The sequence below is a fragment of the Streptomyces dysideae genome, assembly GCF_001514305.1.
GTDB classification, from domain to species: Bacteria; Actinomycetota; Actinomycetes; order Streptomycetales; family Streptomycetaceae; genus Streptomyces; species Streptomyces dysideae.
Genome location: NZ_KQ949098.1, coordinates 96,787 through 119,734, shown reverse-complemented (window position 1 = coordinate 119,734; position 22,948 = coordinate 96,787). Strand labels below are relative to the sequence as shown.

The 22,948-nt window shown below is 73.7% G+C and carries 14 protein-coding genes; all 14 read right to left on the bottom strand.

Annotated features, from left to right (window positions below; all coding sequences use genetic code 11):
- Positions 1 to 6 precede the first annotated feature (6 nt).
- Positions 7 to 804 carry a type III pantothenate kinase gene (locus AQJ91_RS31320; RefSeq protein ID WP_067028214.1) on the bottom strand — a complete coding sequence of 266 codons (798 nt, stop codon included), beginning with the start codon at positions 802 to 804 and terminating at the stop codon, positions 7 to 9.
- Positions 805 to 809: 5 nt separating this feature from the next.
- Positions 810 to 1,790, bottom strand: coding sequence for a carboxylating nicotinate-nucleotide diphosphorylase (gene nadC / locus AQJ91_RS31315; RefSeq protein ID WP_067028212.1), 981 nt, complete (start codon positions 1,788 to 1,790; stop codon positions 810 to 812).
- A gap of 5 nt (positions 1,791 to 1,795) precedes the next feature.
- Entirely contained in the window at positions 1,796 to 3,514 is a 1,719-nt protein-coding gene (locus AQJ91_RS31310; RefSeq protein WP_067028210.1) for an L-aspartate oxidase, read from the bottom strand.
- Positions 3,511 to 4,512 (bottom strand): pantoate--beta-alanine ligase, encoded by a 1,002-nt coding sequence (gene panC, locus AQJ91_RS31305; RefSeq protein ID WP_067028208.1) that lies wholly within the window; start codon positions 4,510 to 4,512, stop codon positions 3,511 to 3,513. Before panC ends, AQJ91_RS31310 begins: the two co-directional genes overlap by 4 nt.
- On the bottom strand, positions 4,509 to 5,438 hold the full coding sequence (locus tag AQJ91_RS31300; RefSeq protein WP_067028207.1) for a Rossmann-like and DUF2520 domain-containing protein: 930 nt from the start codon (positions 5,436 to 5,438) through the stop codon (positions 4,509 to 4,511). The genes panC and AQJ91_RS31300 overlap by 4 nt, the downstream gene beginning before the upstream one ends.
- Positions 5,439 to 5,548: 110 nt before the next feature.
- On the bottom strand, positions 5,549 to 8,263 hold the full coding sequence (locus AQJ91_RS31295) for an amino acid adenylation domain-containing protein (protein WP_079085340.1): 2,715 nt from the start codon (positions 8,261 to 8,263) through the stop codon (positions 5,549 to 5,551).
- Between the two features lie 43 nt (positions 8,264 to 8,306).
- Entirely contained in the window at positions 8,307 to 9,131 is an 825-nt protein-coding gene (locus tag AQJ91_RS31290) for an SDR family oxidoreductase (protein ID WP_067028203.1), read from the bottom strand.
- 31 nt (positions 9,132 to 9,162) lie between these two features.
- On the bottom strand, positions 9,163 to 9,876 hold the full coding sequence (locus AQJ91_RS31285) for a thioesterase II family protein (protein ID WP_067028201.1): 714 nt from the start codon (positions 9,874 to 9,876) through the stop codon (positions 9,163 to 9,165).
- Between the two features lies 1 nt (position 9,877).
- Positions 9,878 to 11,254, bottom strand: coding sequence for a cytochrome P450 family protein (locus AQJ91_RS31280; RefSeq protein ID WP_079085339.1), 1,377 nt, complete (start codon positions 11,252 to 11,254; stop codon positions 9,878 to 9,880).
- Positions 11,254 to 12,558 (bottom strand): MFS transporter, encoded by a 1,305-nt coding sequence (locus AQJ91_RS31275; RefSeq protein ID WP_067028199.1) that lies wholly within the window; start codon positions 12,556 to 12,558, stop codon positions 11,254 to 11,256. Before AQJ91_RS31275 ends, AQJ91_RS31280 begins: the two co-directional genes overlap by 1 nt.
- Entirely contained in the window at positions 12,551 to 16,468 is a 3,918-nt protein-coding gene (locus AQJ91_RS31270) for a type I polyketide synthase (RefSeq protein WP_234383106.1), read from the bottom strand. Before AQJ91_RS31270 ends, AQJ91_RS31275 begins: the two co-directional genes overlap by 8 nt.
- Positions 16,469 to 16,470: 2 nt before the next feature.
- Complete coding sequence (locus AQJ91_RS31265; RefSeq protein ID WP_067028197.1) at positions 16,471 to 17,643, bottom strand: cytochrome P450 family protein; 1,173 nt, start codon at positions 17,641 to 17,643, stop codon at positions 16,471 to 16,473.
- Positions 17,640 to 21,062: a non-ribosomal peptide synthetase gene (locus tag AQJ91_RS31260; protein WP_067028195.1), complete on the bottom strand. Its 3,423-nt coding sequence runs from the start codon at positions 21,060 to 21,062 to the stop codon at positions 17,640 to 17,642. The genes AQJ91_RS31265 and AQJ91_RS31260 overlap by 4 nt, the downstream gene beginning before the upstream one ends.
- The gene (locus AQJ91_RS31255; protein ID WP_267891252.1) at positions 21,062 to 22,666 is read right to left on the bottom strand and encodes a condensation domain-containing protein; all 1,605 of its coding nucleotides are present in this window, start codon (positions 22,664 to 22,666) and stop codon (positions 21,062 to 21,064) included. The genes AQJ91_RS31260 and AQJ91_RS31255 overlap by 1 nt, the downstream gene beginning before the upstream one ends.
- Positions 22,667 to 22,948 lie beyond the last annotated feature (282 nt).

Below are 22,948 nucleotides of genomic sequence, written 5' to 3'. Positions count from 1 at the left end.
GGGCCGTCACATGCGTGACACGTTCCGCTCGTACACCAGTCGCAGCCCGATCAGCGTCAGCCACGGCTCGTGCTCGTCGATCACCGAGGACTCGCCCAGAACCATCGGCGCCAGCCCACCCGTCGCGATCACCGTCACGTCGTCCGGGTCCTCCGCCAGTTCGCGGGCCATCCGGCCGACGACGCCGTCAACCTGCCCCGCGAACCCGTAGATGATGCCCGCCTGCATCGCCTCGACCGTGTTCTTGCCGATCACGCTCCGCGGCCGCGCCACCTCGATCTTGCGGAGCTGCGCGCCCTTGACGCCCAGCGCCTCGACCGAGATCTCGATGCCGGGCGCGATGACCCCGCCGACGTACTCCCCGCGCGCGGAGACCGCGTCGAACGTCGTCGCCGTACCGAAGTCGACGACGATCGCGGGACCGCCGTAGAGCTCGACCGCGGCGACCGCGTTGATGATGCGGTCCGCGCCGACCTCCTTCGGGTTGTCCGTCAGGATCGGCACGCCCGTCTTCACGCCCGGTTCGACGAGGACGGCCGGCACGTCGCCGTAGTAGCGCCGGGTCACCTCACGGAGTTCGTGCAGCACCGAGGGGACCGTCGCGCAGATCGCGATGCCGTCGATGCCGTCGCCCAGCTCGTCCCCGAGGAGCGGGTGCATGCCCATCAGGCCCTGCAGGAGCACCGCCAGTTCGTCGGCCGTGCGGCGCGCGTCCGTGGAGATGCGCCAGTGCTCGACGATGTCCTCGCCGTCGAACAGGCCCAGGACGGTGTGCGTGTTGCCTACGTCGATCGTGAGGAGCATCGCTCTTACTCCGCCCCGCGCAGGTCCAGGCCGACGTCCAGGATCGGCGAGGAGTGGGTGAGGGCACCTACGGCCAGGTAGTCGACGCCGGTGTCCGCGTACGCCTTGGCGTTCTCCAGCGTCAGGCGGCCCGACGCCTCCAGCGCCGCCCGGCCGTGCACCAGGGCCACCGCCTCCTCGCACTCGCCCGGCGTGAAGTTGTCCAGCAGGATCAGGTCGGCGCCCACGTCCACGACCTCGCGCAGCTGGTGCAGGGTGTCGACCTCGACCTCGATCGGCACGTCCGGGAAGGCCTCCCGTACGGCCTTGAAGGCCTGGGCGACACCGCCCGCGGCGACCACGTGGTTGTCCTTGACCAGGGCTGCGTCCGAGAGCGACATGCGGTGGTTCACGCCGCCCCCGCAGCGCACCGCGTACTTCTCCAGCGACCTCAGCCCCGGTGTCGTCTTCCGCGTGTCCCGGACCTTCGCCTTCGTGCCCTCCAGCGCGTCCGCCCACGCGCGCGTGGCCGTCGCGATGCCCGACAGCCGGCACAGGATGTTCAGCGCGCTGCGCTCCGCGGTGAGCAGGTCACGCGTGCGCGTGGTGACCGACAGGAGCTTCTGGCCGGCCTCCACGAGGTCGCCGTCCTCCGCGTGCCGCTCGACCTCGAACTCGTCCTCGCAGACCACCGACATCACCGCTTCGGCGACCCTGAGGCCCGCCACGACGCCCGCCTCGCGCGCGACGAAGTCGGCGGTGGCGACGGCGTCCTCGGGGATGGTCGCGACCGTCGTCACGTCCACGCCGTGGTCGAGGTCCTCCTGGATGGCGACGTTGGCGATGTCCTCGACCTCCACGGGGTCGAGGCCCGCGTCGGCCAGGAGCTGGGCGAGCGCGGGGTCGAGACCGCACTCTGCGTACTCTTCGTAGCCGTCACCGGCACCGCAGGCGCAGTCGTCGCCGCAGCCGCCGGTCGGGGCGAGGGGAAGGTCGGGGGTACTCACTGCTGTCACTGCTCCTGGGGGCGGGGCTGCCGGGTCGGGGGGAAGTCTGCGGTGTCCGTGGTGTGTACGGCCAGCGTGCGGTCCGGATTCAGCCGTACGACGATGTGCCGGCGCCATGTCGTGTCGGCGCGGTCGGCGCGGTCCTCGCGCCAGTGGCAGCCGCGGGTCTCGTCGCGCAGCTGTGCCGCGGCGACCAGGACGCGGGCCACGCACAGGAGGTTGGTGGCCTCCCAGGTGTCGACGCCGGGCTCGGCGGTCTTGCCGTTCTCGTCGAGGGCGTCGCGGGCGTCGGCGTGCAGCTTCTGGAGGCCGTCGGCGGCGGTGGCCAGGGACCGTGCCGAGCGCAGCACGCCCGCGCCCAGCGTCATGATCCGCTGGATCGCGAAGCGGGCCTCGGGTTCGAGGAGGGGGTGCGCGGGCGTCTCGGGGTACGGGACCGGCTCGGGCACGCGCGCGTGGGGGGCGCTCGCCGGCCCGGCCGCCACGATGTCCGTCACGATGCGCTCGGCGTAGACCAGGCCCTCCAGGAGGGAGTTCGAGGCGAGCCGGTTGGCGCCATGCACGCCGGTGCAGGCGACCTCGCCGCACGCGTACAGGCCGGGGACGGTCGTCCGGCCGTGGGAGTCGGTGCGGACGCCGCCGGAGGCGTAGTGGGCGGCCGGGGCGATCGGGATGGGCTCGTGGACCGGATCGATGCCGTGGGCGCGGCAGGCGGCGAGGATGGTCGGGAAGCGGTGCTCCCACATGTCGGCGCCGAAGTGCCGGGCGTCGAGGAACATGTGCTCGGCGTCCTGCTCCTGCATGCGGCGCATGATGCCCTTGGCGACGATGTCCCGGGGCGCCAGTTCGGCCAGTTCGTGCCGGCCGACCATGAAACGCACGCCGGCGGCGTCGACCAGGTGGGCGCCCTCACCGCGTACCGCCTCGGAGACGAGCGGCTGCTGGCCCTCGGCGTCCGGCCCGAGGAACAGCACGGTCGGGTGGAACTGGACGAACTCGAGGTCGCTGACCTCCGCGCCCGCGCGCAGGGCGAGCGCCACGCCGTCGCCCGTCGACACCGACGGGTTGGTGGTCGCCGAGAAGACCTGGCCCATGCCGCCGGTCGCGAGGACCACGGCGGGGGCGTGCACAGCGCCCACGCCGTCGTGCTGGCCCTCGCCCATGACGTGCAGGGTCACGCCCGCCGTACGGCCGTCGGCGTCCGTCAGCAGGTCCAGCACCAGCGCGTTCTCGATCGTGCGCAGGCCACGCGCGCGTACCGCCTCGACGAGCGCGCGGGAGATCTCCGCGCCGGTCGCGTCGCCGCCGGCGTGCGCGATGCGGCGGCGGTGGTGGCCGCCCTCGCGGGTGAGTTCCAGGCCGCCTTCCTCGGACTCGTCGAAGTGGGCGCCCGTCTCGATGAGCCGGCGTACGGCGTCGGGTCCCTCGGTCACAAGGATCCGTACGGCCGTCTCGTCGCACAGGCCCGCGCCCGCCACCAGCGTGTCGTCCAGGTGCTGTTCGGGCGTGTCGCCCTCGCCCAGAGCCGCGGCGATGCCGCCCTGCGCCCAGCGGGTGGAGCCGTCGTCGAGGCGGGCCTTGGTGACGACGACGGTCTTCAGGCCGGCGGCCTCGCAGCGCAGGGCCGCGGTCAGGCCGGCGACGCCGGAGCCGACGACCACCACGTCCGCGGTGATGGACCACCCTGGCGCGGGCGCGTGCAGTCGTATGCCTGTGCTGGTCACGAGGCGGCTCCGAAGGTGAGGGGAATGTTGTCGATCAGCCGGGTCGTCCCGACCCGGGCGGCGACGGCGAGGACGGCCTCGCCGGTGAAGTCGTCCTTGAGATCGGTGATCTCCGTGAAGTCCGCCGGGTCGACGAGGGCGAGGTAGTCCAGGGCGAGCGGCGGGTCGAGGCGGGCGGCCTCGTCGAGGACCAGGCGGGCGGCCGCGCGGACGGCTGTCGCGGAGCCCGGCGCGGCCTTGGAGACGGCGTGCGCGTCGGCCGCCGCGCGGGACTCCCCTATGGCGCTGAGCGCCTCGGCACGCGCCCGCGTGGCGGGCACTTCGCGCGCCCGCGCGCGCAGCGCCTCCTGCGCGGCGTGCCGGTCGCGGCCCGCGAACAGCGCGCGGGACAGCGCGAGCGCCGTGCGCCGCTCCTGGGGCGAGAGGTAGCGGTTGCGGCTGGACAGGGCCAGGCCGTCGTCCTCGCGGACGGTCGGTACGCCGACGATCTCGACGCCGAAGTTCAGGTCCTGCACCATGCGGCGGATCAGGGCGAGCTGCTGGGCGTCCTTCTGGCCGTACAGGGCCACGTCGGGGCGGGTGAGGTGCAGCAGCTTGGCGACGACGGTGAGCATGCCGTCGAAGTGGCCGGGGCGCGAGGCGCCCTCCAGGCGCTCGCCCATGGGGCCCGCGCTGATGCGCACCTGGGGCTCGCCGCCCGGGTAGACCTCGTCGGCCGAGGGCGCGAACACGACGTCCGCGCCCGACTGTTCGGCGATCTTGAGGTCGGCGTCCAAGGTGCGCGGGTAGCGGTCGAGGTCCTCGCCCGCGCCGAACTGCAGCGGGTTCACGAAGACGGTGACGACGACCTCGCCGTCCGTTCCGGCGATCTCGCGCGCGGTGCGGACGAGCGTGGCGTGGCCCTCGTGCAGGGCGCCCATGGTCATCACGACGGCACGGCGGCCGGTGCGCTCCCGCGCGTGCAGCTCGGCGGCGGTGCGCAGCAGGGTGGTGGTCATCGGGCCTCTCCCTCGGCGCCGTCGGTCCCGTTGGCGAGTACCCCGAGGAGGTCCTCGGCGAGCTCCGGTTTCAGCAGCCCGTGGGCGAGCGCCCGGTCGGCGGTCGCGCGGGCCATCGCCAGATAGCCGGAGACGGCCTGCGGGGCGTGCTTGCGCAGCTCCGTGACGTGCGCGGCGACCGTGCCGGCGTCCCCTCGCGCGACAGGGCCGGTGAGGGCCGCGTCGCCGGAGCGCAGGGCATTGTCGAGGGCGGCGCCCAGCAGCGGGCCGAGCATCCGGTCGGGGGCCGCGACGCCTGCCTCGCGGAGCAGCTCCATGGACTGGGCGACCAGCGTGACCAGGTGGTTGGCGCCGAGCGCGAGCGCCGCGTGGTACAGCGGCCGCATGTCCTCGGCGATCCACTCGGGTTCGCCGCCCATCTCGATGACGAGGGCTTCCGCGGCCAGCCTCAGCTCGTCGGGCGCGGTGACGCCGAACGGGCAGCCGGCCAGCCGCTGGACGTCCACGGCGGTGCCGGTGAAGGTCATCGCCGGGTGCAGGGCCAGCGGCAGCCCGCCCGCGCGCAGGGCCGGGTCCAGCACCTTCGCGCCGTACCGTCCGGAGGTGTGCACCAGCAGCTGCCCCGGCCGTACGGCCCCGGTCTCGGCGAGCCCGGTGACAAGGCCGGGCAGGCTGTCGTCCGGGACGGTGAGCAGCACCAGCTCGGCGCGCCGGAGGACCTCGGCGGGCGGCACGAGCGGTACGTCGGGGAGCAGCTGCGCGGCGCGCCGTCTGGAGGCGTCGGAGACTCCGGAGACGGCCACCGGGCGGTGTCCGGCGAGCTGGAGGGACGCGGCGAGCGCGGGGCCCACGCGGCCGGCGCCGACGACGCCGACGGTGAGCCGCGCGGGGCGGTCCCTGGGGTCTGGCTGTTGAAATGCACTCACTCGACGGCGGCCTTCCCGTTCCAGTCCGCGCGGGGTACCGGACGATTTCTCGTCATGTTAACGCGATTGGAGTGCGGGGCGGTTTGGGGCGGCTGGACCGTCGTTCCGCGCTATGTGGTGAGGGCCCGGATCGTCGGGGTCCGGTAGAGGTCGCGCAGTGGCAGGGACGGCAGGCCGCGGGCGCGCAGGGCGGCACTGACACGGACGGCGAACAGGGAGTTTCCGCCGAGTTCAAAGAAGTCGTCGTCGAGACCGACGGGGGTGCCGAGGACGGCTTCCCAGATCTCCCGGAGGGCTTCGGCGAGACCGATGTCACCCTCGCCGCCGGGTCCTGGTGCGGGCCGTGCGGACGCCGTCGAGCGGACCGGGACGGGCAGCCGGGCCGGGTCGAGCTTGCCGTTGGTCGTCAGCGGGAGGACGTCGAGGGGCGTGACCGTGGCCGGGACCATGTGCTCGGGCAGGATGCCGGCGGCGCGCTTGCGAATGCCCTGCGGGTCGGCGGCGGTGCCGTCGGCCGGTACGACATAGGCGTCGAGCCGGGCCGTGGCCGGGTCGGCCGGGTCGTCGCGGCGCACCACTACGGCCGCCGCGGCGACGGCCGGGTCCTCCAGGAGTACGGCGCGGATCTCGTCGAGTTCGATGCGGAAGCCGCGGATCTTGACCTGGCTGTCGATCCGGCCGAGGTGCTCCAGCCGCCCGTCGGGGCGCAGTCGGCCCAGATCGCCGCTGCGGTACACCCGGGCCGAGGGATCCTGGGCGTACGGGTCGGGCACGAAGCGCTGCGCCGTCAGGTCGGGCCGGTCGAGGTACCCGGCGGCGACGCCCGCGCCGCCGACGCGGATCTCGCCGGTGACGCCCGGGGGCACGAGACGGCCGCGCTCGTCGGTGACGTACAGGTGCCAGCCCGGCAGGGCGGGGCCCACGGAACGGGAGCCGGCGAGGGCGAGTTCGCGCGTCACGGTCTGGGCGGTGACATGCACGGTCGTCTCGGTGATGCCGAACATGTTGACCATGCGGCAGGTGTGCTCGGGGTGCCGGTCGAACCAGGGCAGCAGCATGCGGCTGTCCAGCGGTTCGCCGCCGAACACCACGAGCCGGACCGGCAGCCGTGCGTGGTCGACCTGGAGGAGCTGGGAGAACGCGGACGGGGTCTGGCTGAGCACGGTGACCTGCCGGGCGAGGAGCAGGTCGCGGAAGTCCTCCGGGTCGCGGGTGACGAAGTACGGCACGACGACGAGCCGTCCGCCGGTCAGCAGGCAGCCCCAGATCTCCCACACCGAGAAGTCGAAGGCGGCCGAGTGGAAGAGCGTCCAGGTGTCGTCGGGGCCGAGCCGGTACTCGTCCCGGGTGGCGTCGATCAGGGCGACGACGTTGCGGTGCGGCACGATCACGCCTTTGGGGCGGCCCGTGGAACCGGAGGTGTAGATGAGGTACGCCGGGTCGTCGGGAGCCGCGCCGGGCACGTCCCAAAGCCCGTCCGCGTCGGCGAGTTCGTCCGGGCGCAGCAGCGTGACCCCGCCGTCGCGCGGGAACTCGGCGAGGCGGGTCACGACGACGTTCAGCCCGGCGTCCGACACGGTGTGGGCCAGGCGGTCGACGGGGTAGGCGGGATCGGTCGGGACGTACGCGGCTCCCGCTCTGACCACGCCGAGCAGGGTGACGACGAGTTCCGCGGTCCGCTCCAGACAGACGCCCACGCGATCGCCGCGGCGCACTCCGCGGGCCCGCAGCCCGGCGGCGACACGGGCGGATCGCTCGTCCAGCTCCCGGTAGGTGAGCTCTTCCTCGCCGTCGCGGACGGCCACCGCGTCGGGCGTGGCCGCCGCCACCCGCGCGAACGCCCGCGGCAGGGTGTCCGGTTCGGACGCGAGGGCCGCGCCGGGCCGCCCGAGCCGGGCCACGCGGTCCTGCTCGTCGGAGTCGAGCAGCTCCACGTCCGCGACGGCTGTCCCCGCCGCGAGCGCCGACTGCCGGTACACCGCGCCGAGATGCCGGGTGAACCCCTCGGCGACCGCCGCCGAGACGTGGCCGGCCCGGAAGAAGCAGGAGAGGCGGGTGCCGCCGTCGGGGAGCGGCGAGAAGACGAAGGTGAGAGGGAAGGGCGGGGCGAGGCACGGGAGCCGTTCACACGGTCCGGCACCGGTGCCGACCGGCAGCGGCGGCGTGGCCTCCGGCTCGTCGAGGATGCCCGCCACCACGCCCCGTGTCACCCGCGTCGGCTCCGCCGTGGCCAGATCGCGCAGGGTGATCGACGCGGGTACCGCGTACTCCAGTGCCCCCGTCCGGTCGGTTCCGACCGTGGCCGTGCCCGTCGAGCCGTGGCCGTCGTAGCGGGTGAGGGTGAGGGCCAGGGCGGGGAGGCGGAGGGACGCGGGGGTGGTGACGTAGGGGACGGGCAGGTCGAGGTGGTGCGAGCCGTGGGTCGTGGCGGTCGGTTCGCCGTGGCCCCAGTCCGGGGCGGGGGCCATGGGCGGCGTCTCGGCGCGGGGTACGTCGGGGGGCGGGCAGGGGGACGGCGGGCGCTCCCCCGTCAGGACCTCCGTCAGGTGGCGCAGGCCGGGGCCGTCCAGACGGTCCCGGTGGGCCACGACGACCAGGTCCGCCGTGCCGTCGGCGTAACGCAGCAGGACGCACCGTACGTCCCGGGTCACCGGGCGGCGCAGTTCGGCCTCGCGGCGGCGTACGGCGAGCGGCTCGGCCGGTGTGGCCGGGACGTCGTCCGGCCACAGCCGCCACGGGCCCGCGACGGCCAGCCGGTTCTCCAATCGTCGTACGCCGACCCCGGTCGCCGAGACGCGGACCGCATGGCACTGTGCACCCGGCACGAATATCCCCCTGATCTGTTACGTCCTGTTTCCACTACGCCGCTCAGCGGGCCGTGAAGCCGCCGTCCACCGTCAGGGTCGTCCCCGTCACCTGCCGGGCGTCGTCCGACAGCAGGTAGACCACGGCCGCCGCCACGTCCTCCGGCTCGATCAGCGCGTTCATCGGTTGCGCCGTGACGAACGTCTCCTCGTGCTCGCTCACCGGCACGTCCAGGGCCCGCGCGATCTCGGCGAGCATCCGGCCCTCGGCGGCCGGGGCGTCGCGGACCGAGCCGGGGCACACGGCGTTGACCCGCACCTTCCTGGGCGCGTAGTCGAGCGCCGCCGCCTTGGTGAGCCCGATCAGGCCGTGCTTGGCGGCGACGTACCCGGCGAAGTGCCGGTAGCCGACCAGGCCCGCGGTGGAGGCGATGTTGACGATGCTGCCCGAGCGGCGGGCGCTCATCGCCTTGCCGACGGTACGGATCATCCGCCACGCCCCGGAGAGGTCGACGTCGATCATCAGCGCCCACTCCTCCTCGCCGATCTCGTGCGCGGGCCGGCCCGAGGGTGCCGCGATCCCCGCGTTGTTGACCACACCGTCGAGCGGGCCGAAGCGGTCCTCCGCCAGGGCCACGGCCTCCTCCACGGAGCGCAGGTCGCGTACGTCGCAGCGGACCGTGAGCACCGCGGAACCGGCCTTGCGACACAGCGCCGCGGTGTGCTCCAGCTGGCCGGCGGTGCCCAGCGGATACGGCACCCCGGGCAGGTCGGCGCAGAGGTCGAGCAGCGCCAGGTCGGCGCCCTCGGCCGCGCACGCCACCGCCGTGGCACGGCCGAGGCCCCGGGACGCCCCGGTGACGACGACGGTCTTCCCCGTCAAGCGCATGACTCGCTCCCCCTGCGGCTCGGTGTGTCCGTCACCTGACGTCGGCGGCGACGACGTCGAGCAGCTCCGCCGCGGACTCGGTCAGATACATGTGGCCGCCGGGCAGTTCGACGGACCGGAAGCCGGCGCCCGCGACCTTCGCCCAGGCCGCCGCCTCGTCGCGGGACACGAGTGCGTCGTGGTCGCCGCGCAGCACGGTGAGCGGCGCGGGCAGCGCCAGGCCGGTGGAGGGCTCGTAGCTCTCGTGCATCTCCACGTCGGCGCGGAGCGTCGGCAGGATCAGCTCGCGCATCTCGGGGTCGTCGAGCGCCTCGTGTGTGTACCCGGCGAACTCGTTGACCTGAGCGAGGAACGCGTCGTCGGGCAGGCCCGTGGCGCGGCGGGTCCGCTGTTCGGCGGGGTGCGGGGAGCCGCTGACGAAGAGACGTACGAGTTCTGTGTCGCCCGGCTCCGCGGCGAGGCGGTGCGCCAGCTCGTAGGCGAGGACGGCACCCAGACTGTGGCCGAAGAGGGCGATCCCGCGCGGCAGGGCGGGGTCGGCGGCGAGCGCGCCGCGCAGGTCGTCGAGCAGACCGTCGGTCGCCGTACGGGCGTCGGTGTACGGGTCCTCGTCGATACGGCGCTCACGGCCGGGGAGTTGGAGCGGCAGGATCGTCAGACGCTCGCCCGCGACCCGCTGCCAGGGGCGGAAGAAGGAGGCGCCCGCACCCGCGAAGGGCAGGCAGACCAGTGTGGTGGTCGTCATCTCAGTTGGCCCCTTCGGGGTCGGCGGCGAGCCGGGCCGTGTACCGCACCGGCAGCTTCTTCAGGCCCCGGCTGGTGGAGTTGTCGAAGACCCACTCCAACTCCTCGTGGGGAACGGCTCGTTCGAGGCCGCGCAGGCGGCGCAGCAGCGCCGGGAAGGCGACCGCCCCCTCGACGCGGGACAGCGGGGCGCCGACGCAGAAGTGCGCGCCGTGGCCGAAGGCGAAGTGGCGGTTGTTGGCGCGGGTGATGTCGAGGCGGTCGGGGTTCTCGAAGATCTCGGGGTCGCGATTGGCCGAGTCCATGAGGATGTGGACGAAGCCCTCGCGGGGTATGGGGCAGCCGCCCAGTTCCATCTCCTCGGTGGCCACGCGCAGGGTGCCGCGGTAGACCGGCGGCTCGAAGCGCAGGAACTCCTCGACCGCCGACTCCACCAACTCCGGTTTGGAGCACAGGAGTTCCAGCTGGTCCGGGTGGCTGAACAGGGCCTGCATGCCGTTGCCGATGAGGTTCGCGGTGGTCTTGTGGCCGGCGATGATCAGCAGGACGAGGGTCGAGACGAGCTCGTCGTTCGTGAAGACGCCCTCCTCGTCGGCGGCCCGCAGCAGGATGGAGACCAGGTCGTCGCCGAGCCCTTCGGCGCGACGCCGGTCGAGCAGCCCGACGAGGTACTGCTCGATGCTGTCGCTGGCCTCCTTCAGCCGGCGGTTGGACTCCTCGTCCGCGAAGGGGGCACCGCTCAGCCAGTGGCCCCAGGCGTGCAGGTCGGGGCGGTCCTCGATGGGGACGCCGAGGAACTCGCAGATGACCCGCATCGGCAGGGTGAAGGCGAACTCCATCAGGTCGACCTCGCCCGACTCGGGCAGCGCGTCGATGAGTTCGTCGGTGATCTCCTGGATGCGGGGCCGCAGCAGGGCCATCCGGCGCGGCACGAAGGCGCGGCTGACCAGGCGGCGCAGCCGGGTGTGCTCGGGCGCGTCCGCGGTGATCATGTTGCGGATGAGGACCGGGCTGCTGTCCTTGAGGAGGTCGCGGAACCAGGCGGGCGCGTTGTCCACGGACTTGGACAGCCGCGGGTCGCCGAACGCGCTGAGCGCGGTCTCGTACTCGGAGACCACGTAGGCATCGCCGCCGGGCGGGTAGTTGATGGGGTGGACGGGGCAACCGGTCTCGCGCAGGCGGGCGTTGGCGGCGTGGGTGGCGCCGGGCGCCGGGTCGGGATCAGTGAAGAACTCGGGCGGCAGCCGGTCGGCGCTTCCCGTCGCGGCGGCCGGCTTCGCCGCGGCGGGGCCGGCGTCGTACGCCGGACCGGCACCGGCCGTCGCCTCGGCCTGGTCGGTCGCGGGGGCAGAGGTCGGCCGGGTGGTGTCGGCGGGCATCACGTCTCCTTGGAGGTCGGGGAGGTCTGGTCCGCGGCCGGGTCCACCGTGGTGACGGCGTACTCCTCCGGCGGGGCGAGATTGCGGATGCGGGAGCTGAGCGTGGGCAGCGCGGCCAGGGCCGAGACGATGCCCATGGCGGTGAACACCCAGGTGGGTCCGGCCAGATCGAAGAGGGTGCCGATGCCGAACACCCCGAGCGGGGCGGCCACCATCGACATGAACATCACGGCACCGAGCACCCGGCCCTGCGTCTTGTCCGGCGCCATCGCCGCCAGGTAGGCGAGGAACAGGGCGCTGGTGATCGGCCCGCGCAGGAAGACGCAGGCGACGATGATGCCGAGCGGGACGAGGCCGGAGACAGTGGCGAGCAGCACGGCGGCGACCGGCCCGATCCAGGCGGCGGTGAGGAACAGCACCGGCGGCGGCACCCGCTTGATGATCGGACTCGCGAGGAGCGAGCCGACCACGCCGCCGATGCCGGCGATCGACAGGAGCAGGCCGGTGAAGGTGGACGAGGCGCCCCGGCTCTCGGCGGTGGCGATCAGCGCCAGGAAGACACCGGTGTGGGTGAACGCCATGTTCGAACCCATGATCCAGATGATCAGCAGCCGCAGGACGGGCTGCCGGGCCAGGAAACGGAAGCCCTCGGCGGCGTTGCGCTTCTCGCCGGGCGCCGCGTTCTCCACCTTCAGGGGCTTGCGGATGAACAGCATCAGCACGGACGAGACCAGGAAGGCGAGGGCCGCGGTCAGGAACGGGAAGGCGCGCCCGACGGCGAACAGCGCACCGCCCGCGGGCGGCCCGCCCATCGTGGCCGCGAAGTAGCGCACCTGGTTCTGCGCGGTGGCCTGTGTCAGCTGCGAGGGCGGCACCAGCTGCTTGATGACGGCGAGGCCGGTCGGGTTGGAGATGCCGAGACAGGCGGCCGAGCCGACGGCGACGGCGAAGATGACGGCCGGGTGGGTGTGCCCGGTGGAGACGAGCAGCGCCAGCAGCCCGAGCAGGACGACACGCACCATGTTGCAGGCGATGAGCAGCAGCCGCCGGTCGACCCGGTCGGCGAGGGTGCCGCCGGCTATCGACATCAGGCTGGCCGTGATCAGCTGCGCGGAGCCGACGGCACCGGCGTAGAACGCGGAGCCGCCCGTGGCGAGGATCAGCAGCGGGTACGCGACCTCGGCGGTCTCCTTGGCCAGCGCGGCGAACGCCTCACTGGTCCACAGCGCCTGGAAGTCGGCGTTGCGCAGGAGGGGTTTGGGCTCCTGCTGCCGTGCCGGTTCCTGTGTGACGGCGTCAGCCATGGTCACTCCGTTTCTTACCGAACGGCGCGTCGCCTGCATCGAGCACGCCCAGGAGCCTGTGCGCCAGCGGCCCCGCGTGGGGGGCGGCGAGCATCGACCAGTGGTCGCCGGGGACCGGCTCCACCCGCAGCCCGCCGCCGTACAGGCCGGCCAGGCGGGCGCGCAGCAGGTCCGCGCCGTTCGGCGCCAGTCCGTCCGACGCCTTGAACAGCACCGCGGGGCAGGGCAGCGGCCGCGGCCGGTAGCGCAACAGCCCCGCCTGACGGGTCGCGAACCGCCGCCGCAGTGCCGGATTCCCGCGCAGCCGCCGGGCGAGCGGGCCGACGCCGAGTGCCGCCTCGGCCTGGGCGCGCAGGCCCGCGCGGAGGAACTCCGGGGCGAGGCCGACGGGCAGACCGGCGGTGTCGGGCACGAATCCGTCCAGGCACACGAGCAGATCGACGCGCTCGTGGCGCCGGATCAGCAGTCGGGCCAGTTCATGGGCGACCACGGCACCGTAGGACCAGCCGCCGATCGTGTACGGGCCCTCGGGCTGCGCCCGCAGCAGAGCGGCGAGGTGGGCCGCGGCGACGGCACCGACCGTGCGCGGTGTGCCCCGGGGGTCGTCGGTGTCCTCCAGCGCGAGCACCGGTCTGCCGCCGGCTGCGCCGAGTGCGTCGGCGAGTTCCCGGTAGGGCAGCGCGTTGCCGACCGCGTCGCTGACGAGGAACAGCGGCCGCCGGCCGGGCCGTCCCTCGGCGAGGGTGGCCACGCCGGGCACCGGCGCCGGAGCACTACCGGCCGGTGCGGAGGCCGGCAGCCGGCTCGTGACGGCCGCCACCAGGTCGCCGAAGGCGGGGTGCCGGGAGAAGTCGGTGACGGACAGCGCGCACCCGGTGCGTTCCCTGATCGCGGACATCAGGGTGACGGCCATGAGGGACTCGCCGCCCAGGGCGAAGAAGTCGTCGTCGTCGCGCGCGACGGTGACACCGAGGCTGCGGCACCACAGCTCTTCGAGCACGGCCCGGGGTGCGGCTGCGGGCTTGAGTGCGGTCGCCGGTCTGGGCGCGGCCGCCGGCCCTGGTACGGCAACTGGACTGGGTGCTCCCGCCGGCTTCGGTGCCCCCGCCGGCTCGGGCGCGGCCGCCGGCTCGGATGCGGCAGCCGGCCTGGGTGCCCCCGCCAGCCTCGGTGCCCCCGCCGGCCTGGGCGCGGCCACCGACCCGGATGCGGCCGCCGACTCGGGCGCGGGAGCACGCGAGCGTCGGCGGTCGTCGCGTGGGTTCTCGCCCTGGAACCGGTAGCCGGGCAGCGAGCAGCGCACCGCCCCGGGGCCGGCGGACTCCCGTACGTCGTCGATCGCGCGGTCGGCGCCCAGTTCCCACAGCGTGCCGAGCGCCGACAGCAGTGCGGCGTCGGCGTCTTCCCCGGGCCGGCCGGTCAGTCGTACGGCCGTGAAGGCGGCGGCGTCCCAGCCGGAGCTGCGGCGCAGTCCGCCGAGCATCGAGCTGCCCGGGCCCAGTTCGACGTACGTCGTGCAGCCCGAGGCGAGCAGGGTTTCCATGGCGTGGGCGAGGAGCACGGGGCTGCGCACCTGGGTGGCCCAGTAGCCGGGTCGGGCCACCTGGGCCGGGTCGGCCCAGTCGCCGGTGGCGTTGGAGACCAGCGGCAGCCGGGGCGGGCGGGCGGGCACCGACGACAGGGACGCCCGCACCGCCTCGGCTGCCGGTTCCATGGCCTTCGAGTGGAAGGCCCGCCGGGTGTGCACCGGCGTGATCGAAAGGTCCGCGAGTGCGTCCCCCGCCAGCAGGTCCGCGACGGCATGCTCGGGGCCGGACAGGACGACGGAGCCCGCACCCTCGACGGCGACGGTGACCTCGCCGTCTGCGGGGAGCCGGGCGGCGACCTCGCGGACGTCGGCGATGACGCTCACCATGCGGCCGGGTTCGGTGTCCCACATGGCGCGGGCCCGGCGATACACCAGGTCGGCGGCGTCCTGGGGCGACCAGACCCCGGCGAGGGCGGCGGCCGCGTACTCGCCGACGCTGTTGCCGAGCAGTGCGGCGGGCCGTACGCCCCACTCCCGGAGCTGGCTGCCGAAGGCCTGTCCGAGGGCGAACAGGGCGAGCTGCTGGTGCACGGTGTCGGCGAACCAGTCCTCCGGCGTGCCGTCCCGCCCGGCGGATCCCTCCGCGACGACGGGCGTCAGGTCGATGCCGTGACCGTCGTGCACATGCTTGCGTATCGCGTCGAACGCCGTCCGGAATCCGGGGAGCGCGCGATGGGCCGCGGCACCCGCCGCGTGCCGCAGGGTGCCCTGGCCGGGGAAGACGAACGCGACCTTGCCGAGCCTGCGCGGCCTGGCGGCGGAGTCCCTGGCGCCCTCCCGCTCGGCGACCCCGCGCAGCAGCCGGGCCGCCTGTTCCGCGTCCCTCGCCACGACGACCGCCCGGTGTTTGTACGCGCGCCGCGCGGCGAGGGTGCGGGAGACCTCGGCGACGGACGGCGTGGCCCCCTCCCGGTCCGCCGGGCCGAGCCGGTCGGCGAGTGCCTTCGCCATCCGGCCGAGAGCGTGCGGCGCGGCCGCGGACACCAGCAGGGGCCGGGGTCCGGCACGGTCCGGGAGCCAGGCGCGGCGGGGCGCGGATGCGAGGACCACGTGGGCGTTGGTGCCGCCCACACCGAAGGAACTGACGGCGGCGATCCGGGCTCCGTCGCCCCGGCGGGGCTCCCACGGCTCGCACCGCTCGACGATCCGGAACGGCGAACCGTCCAGCTCCAGAAGGGGGTTGGGCCTGGTGTAGTGCGCGGTGGGCACGAGCCGGCCGTGTTCCAGCATCAGCGCGGTCTTGATCAGCCCGGCGACTCCGGAGGCGACCCCGGTGTGCCCGATGTTCCCCTTCACGGCGCCGAGCGCGCACCGCTCGCGACCCGCCGCGGTGCTGCCGAAGACGTCGGCGAGGGCCTGCACCTCCACCGGGTCGCCCAGCCGGGTCGCGGTGCCGTGCGCCTCGACGTAGCCGACGTCCGCCGGGTCCACGCCCGCGACCGTCTGCGCGGCGCGGATCACCGCGCTCTGCCCGGTCGGGGAAGGCGCGGTGTACGCCATCTTGTCCGAGCCATCGTTGTTGACGGCGGTGCCGGTGATCACGGCGGCGATCCGGTCGCCGTCGCGCAGCGCGTCCGCGAGCCGCTTGAGCACCACCACGGCGACGCCCTCGCTGGGCACGGTGCCCGCCGCGTCCTCGTCGAAGGGCCGGCAGCGGCCGTCGGGCGAGAGGATGCCGCCCGGCTCGTACAGATAGCCCCATTCCCCGTCGGGCATCACGGTGACGCCCCCGGCGAGCGCCGCGTCGCACTCGCCGCCCACGAGGGCGCGTACGGCGAGATGGGTCGCGGTCAGCGAGGTGGAGCAGGCGGTCTGGACGGTGATCGCGGGGCCGCGCAGCCCCAGCTTGTAGGCAGCGCGGGTGGCGAGGAAGTCCTTCTCCCGCCCGATGTAGCGGGCGAGTTCACCCAGGTCGGGGTCGGTGTGTTCGCCCACCCGGTCGGCACCCGCGTACACCCCGATCGGGCCCCGGAAGCGGGTCGGGTCGAGCCCCGCGTCGTCGAACGCGGTGACCGCGCACTCCAGGAACACCCGCTGCTGCGGGTCCGTCGCCGCGGCCTCGGCCCGGCTGTAGGAGAAGTACGCGTGGTCGAACCGGCGGGATCCGGCGATGACGCCCATGGCGGGGACGAAGTTCTCCCGGCGGACGTACGAGGGGTCGACGCCCCGGGCGATCAGCTGTTCGGGGTCGAAACGGCTGATGCCGTCGGCACCGGCGGTCAACGTCGCCCAGTACTGGTCCACGTCGTCGGCTCCGGGCAGCCGGCAGGCCATGCCCACGACGGCCACCGCGCCGTCCCCGCGCTCTGCCGCGCTCGGCACGGTCACACCCCCAGATCGACGTAGAGATGATCGAGGCCCACGTACGAGAGGTTGGGACCCCACACCGCGGCCTCGCCCGCGAGCCGGGCGTCCGGGAAGCGCGCGGCGAACCGGCGCAGCAGCACTGCCGCCTCCAGCCGGGCGAGCGGCGCGCCGACGCAGTAGTGCGGCCCGAACCCGAAGACCAGATGCTGCTCGCCCGAGCCGCCCCCGGCCGCGCCCGCCCCCACCCCCGCGCCGGTGACGGGGCAGCCCGCGGCCGGTGTGGTGCCGTCGGTGACGGGGGAGCCCCCAGCCGGTGTGCCATCGTCGGCAAGCAGGCCTTCGCCCGTGAGGCTGACAAGGACGAGGTCGCCCCGCTTCATGCGCTTCCCGGCGAGTTCCTGGTCGTGGGCGACGACGCGGCCCAGGTGCCGCAGGGGCGGGCGGCGTTGCAGCACCCGCTCCACGAACGCCTCCGCGGCGCCGGGGCGCTGCTCGCGCACGGCGTCCCACACCGTCGGCTCGCCCAGGACGTCCAGGACGGTCGAGGCGAGCAGCGACGACGTGGTCTCCAGGCCACCGAAGAGGTTCATCGCCCAGGTCGCCGTGGTGCGCGCCCGGTCCTCGGGGGTCTCCTGCGGAAAGGCCTTCGGGGCGGTGGCCCGAGACAGGGCCTCGGTCATCTCCACCATCGTGTGATGGGCCTCGCGGGCGTAGTCCCGGCGGTACATCGCACCGATGAACAGCGACAGGGTGCGTGCCCAGCGGTGCAGTACCTCGGGCGGTTCGGCGACGCCGACGACGTGCGCCATCACCGTGCCGGAGATGCCGTCGGCGACGGCCGGCACGACGTCGTGCGGCACGGCCGCGGCCAGCGCGTCGAGGCACGCGTCGGTGATCTCCTCGACGTGCGGCGTGAGGGAACGTACGTACGACGCAGACATCACCCGCTGCACCGGGCGGCGCAGCGCGGTGTGCTCGGGAGAGTCGGTCTGGACGAACCACAGCCGCAGGAACTCGGTGAGCTCGCGGTACTCCTCGCGGGCGGCGTCGGTCATGTACAGCTGGAAGGAGCGCTCGAACGTCCCGGATGTGAAGCCGGGGTGGTTGAGGACCTGCCGGGCAAGTCGCGGATCGGCGACCACCCAGCATTCGAGGCCCTCGTCCCACGCGAGCGGGGGCGTACCGTTCACGCGCCGCCGGCCTCCTTCTCGACGAGTGCCCTGAGGCCCGCCGGGGTCGGGGAGAGCAGGAAGTCGCGCAGCCGCACGGTCACGCCGAGCTTCTCCTTCACCTTGCGGACGAGGCGCACCGCCCCGAGGGAGTTGCCGCCCACCATGAAGAAGTCGGTGTCTGTGTCGATCGTCCCCGTCTCGGCTGCCTCGGTGAGCTCGGCGAACAGCTCGACGATGTACGCGGTGGCGGTCGCGCCGCGGTCGGCCGCGGCCCGCTCGGCCTGCCCGGCGGGGACGGCGCCGGCCGCGATGGCGCGGCGGTCGACCTTGCCGTTGGCGGTGACGGGGATGCGGTCGACGATCGTCCACAGGGTGGGGACCATGTAGGCGGGCAGCTTCTGCTGGAGCAGGGCGCGCAGTTCGGTGGCGGCGAGGGCGGCGCCCGGCGCCGGCACCACCGCGGCGACCAGCCGCTTGTCGGCGCTGTCCCCCTCGGTGACCTGGACGACGGCGTCCTGGACGGCGGGGTGGCCGGTCAGTACGTCGCCGATGGCGCTGAGTTCGACCCGGTAGCCGCGGAGTTTGACCTGGTCGTCGGCGCGGCCGAGGAAGGTCAGCCGGCCACGGGAGTCGATGCGCACGACGTCGCCGGTGCGGTAGAGCCGCTCGGGCACGTCGGGCGAGAACTCCCCGAAGGAGCGTGCCGTCTCGTCCGGGTCCCCGAGGTACCCGTCGGCGAGGCCTGCTCCGGCCGCGTACAGCTCGCCGACCGCGCCGGGCGGCAGCAGTCTGCGGTGCGTGTCGAGGACGTACACCCGGGTGCCGGGCACGGGCCGGCCGATGGGCAACGGGCCGTCGGCCTCGTCGGGCGAGGAGACCGAGTGGGTGGTGGTGAAGGTGGTGTTCTCGGTGGGGCCGTAGCCGTTGGTGACGACGAGGCCGGGATGGCGGGCCAGCACGCGGGCGGTGTGCTCGTGCGGCACCACGTCGCCGCCGGTCAGCAGCTGTTTCAGGCCACCGAGGGAGTCGGGCGCGAACTCCTCCACGAGCCGGAACAGGCCCGCGGTGAGCCACGCCACGGTGATCTCGCGCTCGCGCAGGAACGCGCCGAGTTCGGTGGGCGAGGCGAGGCCCGCCGGGTGCACCTCCAGGGTCGTCCCGGTGAGCAGGGCGCCCCACACCTCAAGGGTCGAGGCGTCGAACGCCAGCGGGGACAGGCGCAGCATCCGCTCGCCCGGTCCGAGGCGTACGAACCCCGCCTCGTGGACGAGCCGGATCACGGCGCGGTGCGGTACGGCTACGCCCTTGGGCTCGCCGGTGGAGCCGGAGGTGAAGGCGACGTAGGCGAGCCGGGCGGGGTCCTCAGGTGCGAGGTCGTGGCCGTCGGCGGCCGGGGCGGGCTGCCAGGTGGGCTCCCACACCGCGACCGGTGCGGCGCCGAGGGCGCGGAAGCGGACGGCGGCCTCGCCGTCGGCCGGTCCGACGAGCGCGGCCGACGGCTCGGCGCGGGCCACGATCCTCGCCAGCTGGGCGTCCGTGGCGCTCTGCTCGACGCCGACGTACGCGGCGCCCGCCTCCAGCACGCCCAGAACGGCGACGGCCTCGGCGACCGAGCGTTCGACACCGACCAGCACCCGGTCCCCGGGGCGGACCCCGGCCGCGCGCAACAGCCGCGCCTGTTCACGGGCGGCGTCGGCCAGTTGGGCGTACGTCAGCTGCGCGGACTCGTCGCGTACGGCGATGGCGTCCGGGGTGCGGGCGGAGGCCGCGCGGAACAGCGCGTCGAGGGAGGTGTCGGGGAACTCCCGGCGGGTGTCGTTGAGTTCGGCGAGCCGGGCGTGGCCGTCGGCGGATATGCAGCGCACGTCCGCCAGGCGCTCCGCCGCACCGGTGGCCAGTTCTGCGACGCCGGCCAGGAAGTCGGCGACGAAGGAGCGGGCCTCGGTCTCGGTCCACACGGCGGTGGCGTACTCGACGTGGCCCGCGTAGGCCGGGTCGGAGTGCCCGATGAGCATGGTCAGGTCGAACTGCGAGCCGCCGCCGTGCCCTTCCTCGACCCGCAGCCGTGCGGTGCCCGCGTCGATGTGCTGCGGCACCAGCTGGTCGTGCATGCCGAAGCAGACCTGGACCAGCGGGTGACAGCCGAGGCTGCGTTCGGCGCCGAGCCGGGAGACCAGTTCCTCGAAGGGCAGGTCGCCCGCGTCGATGCTGTGCGCGAGCGAGGCGTGCACGGAGCGCAGGTAGTCGGCGGGGCTCGCCTCGTCGTCGAGGTCGACGCGGACCGGTACGAGGTTGCCGGCGACGGCGATCAGCCGCTCCAGGTCGCTGCTCTGCCGCCCGAGCAGCGGCACACCGACGAGCAGGCTGCGGGCCCCGGTACGGCGGCCGAGGGCCAGACCGAACGCGCCGAGCAGAAAGGCGTACGGCGTGACGCCGAGCGTGCGGGCCCGCTCGGTGACGGCGGCGGACACGGCGGGCCCGAGGTCGAGGCCGGTGCGCTCGCCCGAGGCGTCCTGCAGGGCGGGGCGCTGCCGGTCGGCGGGGAGTTCCAGGGTCGTGGACGCACCGGCGAGGTGGCTCTTCCAGAACTCGGCCTGGGTATCCCACACGCCTCCTGCGTGCTGTGCTTCCTGACGGTCGCTCAGGGCACGTAGCGGGACCGGGGGTTCGGTGAGCGGTTCGGGGCCGGTACCGGTGAGCGCGGCGTACCGGGCGAACAGCTCGCGCAGCAGCAGCCCGACCGCCCAGCCGTCGAGCACCATGTGGTGCGCGGCCAGGACGACGGCGTCGCGGCCCTGCGGGTGCGAGAAGTGCAGCAGGCGCCAGGCGGGCGCGGCCGACAGGTCGAAGGGGCGGCGGCCCTGCTCGGCGCCCTCGCGGCGCACGAACGCCGTGAAGTCCTCGACGGGCCCCTCGTGCACGATCTCCGTCAACTGCGGTGTGTGGGCCGCCAGTACGTCCGGTACGACATCGTCCTCGCCCTCGCGCGAGCTCTCCCGGAAGACGGTGCGCAGCCCTTCGTGGCGGGCCGCGGTCTCGGCGAGCGCCTTGGCGAGGGCGCCGCGGTCGATCCGGCCGCCGTCCTCGGCGTGACAGGTGAAGACGAGGTTGTACGGCGATCCGCCGACGACCCGCTCGATGAGCCACATGCCGCGCTGGACGGGCGTCAGGGCGATGTCGTCGCGGGAGCCGGCCCCCACGGTCGCCTCGACGGTCCGTTCGGCCCACGCCCCGGCGAGCACCTCGGCGAGCGGCCGGCCGCCGAGCAGCTCGCTCACGGGGATGCGCAGGCCGAGCTGCTCCTGGGCCTGGGCGGCCAGGCGCATGGCCCGCAGCGAGTCACCGCCGAGGGAGAGGAACGTCTCCGTGGCGAAGCTCACCGGGTCCACCCCGTCGCCGAGGACGGAGACGGCCAGCGCTTCGCGAGTCGGCGCCATCAGACCGCCTCGGCGGGCTTCGCGAGGAGATCGGCCTGGCCGCTGACGGTGGCGGAGCGGAACAGGTCCATGGTGCGCAGGGTCCGCCCAGAGGCCTGGCTGAGGCGCTCCACCAGGACCACGAGGAGCAGCGAGTCGCCGCCGGCCTCGAAGAAGCTGACGTCGTCGTCGATGGCATCGGCGGCATCGCCGGCGTCGATGCCGAGGACCTCGCACCAGATGGACCGCACGAGGGAGAGCCGCTCCTCGGGGTCGTCCAGGTTGATCGTCTCGACGGGCTGTTCCAGCACGGGTTCCTCCGGTGAAGTGGCAAGGTCCGCGGCGCTGTGCCGCAGATCCGTCAGGAAGGCGGACACGGCGGAGTGGTCGGTGGCGTCCGTCGGATAGTCCAGGGACAGCTCCAGTTGCCGGCCCTCCGCGGCGTCGGCGACTCTGACGAACGCCGCGAGGTCGTACTTGACGTAGAGGGGGTCGAGCGGGCGCAGCCGGCCGGTGACGCCCGGGGCGAGGGCCGGGGTGTGCGGTGCGTCGTCGAGGTTGAGCAGGACCGGGGTGAGGGGCGGCCAGAGCCTGGTCCGGTCGGGGTTGAGCTCGGCGGCGAGCGCGTCCAGCGGCACGTCGGCGTCCATGAACGCCTCCATGCTCGCGATCCGGGCGTTGCGCAGAAGTTCCCGCCAGCTGGTGTCCGGCTCCAGGGAGACACGCAGCACCACGGTGGTGATGAACATGCCGATGACGTCGCCGGCGTCCGGATGGTCGCGGCCCGGCCAGGCGAAGGCGATGAGGAAGTCCCGCTGTCCGCTGCCGCGGGACAGCGTGCCGGCGAGCAGGGCGACGCCGAGCATGAACGTCGTACAGCCCTCCTCGGAGGCGACCGACAGGGCCTTCGCGGTGCGCTCCGCGTCGAGCCGGGTGGTGACGGTGGCGCCGAGCCGGGCGGCCTCCAGGTCGTCACCGGCACCGCGCTCGAAGGGCAGGGCCACGTCGAGAGGGGCGCCGCGCAGCCGCTCGACGACCTCGGCGACCTGGGCGGCCACCTCCTCGGGCGAGCGGTCGGCGACGACCGAGGCGGGATGCGGCGGATCGCTCAGCTCGGGCCGGGTGCCGGCGAGCCCGGCCCGGTAGACGGCGAAGATCTCCTCCAGGAGCATCGTGCGCGACAGGCCGTCGACCACGATGTGGTGCGAGACCAGCACCAGCAGGGTGCGCCGGGCATCGAGCCGGAACACGACGGCCCGGGCGGGCGCGTCGACGGCCAGGTCGAACGGGGTGCTGCAGAGCTTCCGCACGAGCGCGTCGACCTCGGCCTCGCGGAGCCCTTCGGCCTCGGCGTCACGGAGTACGGCTCTGCCGGGTTCCTGGTGGGTGGCGTACTCGACCCGTCGGCGCTTGGGGTTGAAACGGAAGCGGGCCCGCAGCGAAGGGTGCCGGGCGATGGTCACCCGGGCGGCCTCGACCAGCTGTCCGTGGTCCACGTCGCCGGTGAACTCGACAACGGACGGGACGAGTTGGGTCGGCCTCTGCAGTTCGTCACGATCGAGGACCCACAGGCCCTGCTGCATCCGGGTGGCCGGGTACCAAAGAGGTTCTTCCGGCTCTTCCAATAATGAATCGGACAACGCGAGAGATCCCCCCGAAACTCATGCGAACAAAGAAATCGCCAACCGGAATCACGAGTTCAGGTGACGAGACAGAAAGCCAATCAAGGCGGGACAGCCGCCACGGCCGATGGCTGAATTACGGTAGGCAGTCGCCGGTGTGCATGTCAAGGGTTTTCTTTTCCGGGCGCGCCCCACCCCGCGGACCTGCCAATCAACACTCAGGCGGCGCTTTTTGGCCACATGACGTAAAACCGTTTATCTCCCGGAACATGTCCGATTTCCTTG